The following is a 3110-nucleotide window of genomic DNA, read 5'->3' on the forward strand; positions in this document are numbered from 1 at the left end:
TTCCTTTGACACGCTTTGGGAAAAGTGTTATCAATATAGTGAGCAATCAATATAATGAGCATATGTAAAATTATTATTTGAAAATTTATTTGAAAATTCTAATAATTTAGGGGTTTAAAAAGGAGCAGGAGGAAGGAGGGAGATGAGCGCGCCAGGGAGCCCCTTATCTTAAGGATAAATTTTTAAGGAGGGATAAGCTATGGCGGAAGTGGCCGCTGCCAGGAAGAAGGTTGGTCTTAAAGAGATTTCCAGACCTGGCGACGAACCGCTCGTCAACCTCACCGTGGCGGATCTGATGCCGCTGCCGGACCTCGATGAGGAAGAACCTTTTAAACCGGCACCGGCGAGTTGGTGGGAAAAGTATGATTTAAGTTTTGACGGCCATACCGATATGGGGCTGCCGAAGCCTAAGAGCAAAGAAGAAGAAGACGCGCTTGTTCATAAGTTTCTAAGCGGCCTCCAGAAGCTCTTCGACCCGCAGGAGAGCTGGACCTTTGTTCAGGTTTTCCGCCTTTCGATGGACTACTGCGTTAAGTGCCAAACCTGTGCTGATGCCTGCCACACTTACTTGGGCAGCGGACGCCAGGAGATCTACCGGCCCACCTACAGGGCCGAGGTTCTGCGCCGTATCTACAAGAAGTATTTCACGCCCGAGGGAAGACTTCTAGGACGCTTCGTGGGTGCCGACATCGACCTCAACTGGCGGACGGTGCTGCGCCTTGCGGAGTCGTGCCACCGCTGCACCATCTGCCGCCGGTGTGCCCAGCGCTGCCCAATGGGCATAGATAACGGGATGATCGCCCGGGAACTCCGGAAACTCTTCAGCCAGGAGTTCGGGATCGCGGCGCCGGAAATCTTAGAAAAGGGCTGTGTCTATCACCTCACCATCGGTTCGTCCACCCAGATGACTCCTAGTGGTTTCAAGGAAACGGTGCAGTTCATGGAGGAGGATATCGGCGACCGGACCGGCAAGAGCATCAAGATTCCGGTCGATAAAAAGGGTGCCGATATCCTGCTGATCCATAACGCTGGGGAGTATCTCTCCTGGCCTGAGAATCCAGAAGCTTTTGCGATCATCTTTGAAGCGGCGGGGATCAGCTGGACGCTTTCGAGCGACGTGGTCGGATACGACGCTGTAAACTACGGTCTCTGGAACGACGATGTCGAGCTGGCGCGGGTAGCGCAGCGGCACGTCAAAATAGCCCAGAAACTCGGCGTTAAGAAGATCGTGGTGGGTGAGTGCGGTCACGCGACCAAGGCGCTGGTAGTTGTAGCGGACCGGGTCCTGCCCGGAAATTTATCAAGCTCGGAAATACCGCGCGAGGGCTGTCTGCCGCTTCTGTGGGAGATCATCAAAAGCGGCGTTATCAAGTTCGATCCAAGCCGGAATAATTTTCCGGTGACACTGCACGACCCCTGTAACATGGTGCGGCTGATGGGTATCGTTACCCCACAGCGTTACGCGCTCAAGGCGCTCTGCCCGCAGTTCCGGGAGATGACTCCCAACAGCGTTTACAACTATTGCTGCGGTGGCGGTGGGGGCTTAGCGATCATGCAATCCATGAATTTCCCGCAGTGGCGGAACAAGGTTTCGAGCAGGATGAAAATGAAACAGACTCTCGAGGCCTTCAGAAATGAACTTGACCCGAATAAATACCCGTATAAATACCTCTGCGCGCCCTGCTCTAACTGTAAGGGGGCCATCAGAGACGCCATCGCCCACTACAAACTCTGGGATAAGTACCGGATCAATTACGGTGGCCTGGTGGAGTTGATGGTGAACGCGATGGTAGATATCGACCGGCCGTATCTCGAACCGGACGATTTTCACTGAAAACCAAACGTATTCTGCGGGTTTGTCTTGAAGCGAGAGCCCACAACCCCTCGGAGATAAAAGTGGACGATAACGCTGCTCCCACTTTATGAGGGGCCGCTTTACCCAGGTGGGCTCTCCTCTTATTTACCTTTACCGGGGGAGGCGTTAGCTTTGCTATTTCGGTAGCCAAAAAGGGGATTGGCTCCGGGACCATTCACCTGCGGCTATAGGCGGTGATTATTGACACTTTTTCAAGAGAGTGATATAGTGAAGGCAATAACTTTTATATTTTCCTGGATCTTTCACTTTTTATATAACGAAGAGGCTTATCTTCTGGGTAAGTTTGCGCGGGCATCTGGCATACCGGTAGTAAGCCGCAACCGGTATTCAGGTGCCTTAGCTTTTTATGCCGGATAGGGTTTACGGTAAAAACGGGGGCTGAATTATTAGCGGGTGAAAGGATTAAAGGTGCGCTTATCTGGGGGGTGATTTTCTGCTCACGGAAGAGGCGACAGATTGGTTCCCGGGCCTCGAATGGCTGGTTCTAGTTGACTGGTTTAAGAGTAAGGAAGAACTGCAGCTCAAACGCTAACGGATTCTGCAGTTCTGGCCCGGAGCGGAGGTTTTCCTCCTGCCTGCGGTAGCGCCTTGGGAAAAAGAGGGTCCGCTTCTCTGTCAAGGGCGCTGGGTTCAGTGGTGCGCCAGGGCGGTTGAGCCTTCGGGGGACGCGCGGGCGCCGCTCTGGATAGCTGATAGGCTTTTTAAAGCCGTACGTAACGCGTACGAGCAAGGCGGGTTTATTCCTGAATCTATCCGCAAAACGAGATGGAACTACGGCGGGGAAAGAATTCCGGATATTAACCTGGTTGCCGCCGCGGTGGCGGAGTGCGTTCCGGCTGAAATGGGTCGGGCAGCCAGGACGGTGGGTTTAGAGAAGTTAGACGTAGGTACTAATCTGGTTTGCGCTGATTACCGTACGGCAGGGAGGCGCCGGAGCCTTGATACAGAAGGCTGGGGCTTTCTTCTGCTCCAGTAGCGAGGTCGGCCGGGAAAGGGTTGTAAGTATCGCGCCAACGTTTTTTTGAAAACTGGAGGTGTGAGAGAGTGGGTTACAGGTTCTTGTTCGATGTTACCAAATGTATCGGCTGCCGGGCCTGCGTTGCTGCCTGCAGGCAATACCACAAAGGCTACTTGGTTCCGACTAAGGGTGGCATGAGCGAGCTACCTCTGGATAGCGGGATGGGCCGGCGGCTTCAGAAACTTAGGAAAGACTGGGACGGCAAGGATCCTTTAA

General features: G+C 53.3%; 3 protein-coding genes. All 3 read left to right on the top strand.

Annotation, left to right across the window (positions count from 1 at the left end):
- Positions 1-199: 199 nt before the first annotated feature.
- A complete protein-coding gene (locus ACUVTA_RS03960) occupies positions 200-1834 on the top strand; it encodes a (Fe-S)-binding protein (RefSeq protein ID WP_445951676.1) in 1635 nt (544 codons plus the stop codon).
- 859 nt (positions 1835-2693) lie between these two features.
- Complete coding sequence (locus ACUVTA_RS03965; protein ID WP_445951677.1) at positions 2694-2852, top strand: hypothetical protein; 159 nt, start codon at positions 2694-2696, stop codon at positions 2850-2852.
- Between the two features lie 68 nt (positions 2853-2920).
- The coding region (locus ACUVTA_RS03970) for a 4Fe-4S binding protein (protein ID WP_445951678.1) at positions 2921-3110 on the top strand (190 nt) is incomplete at its 3' end.

The sequence above is a fragment of the Thermodesulfitimonas sp. genome, from assembly GCF_052743955.1.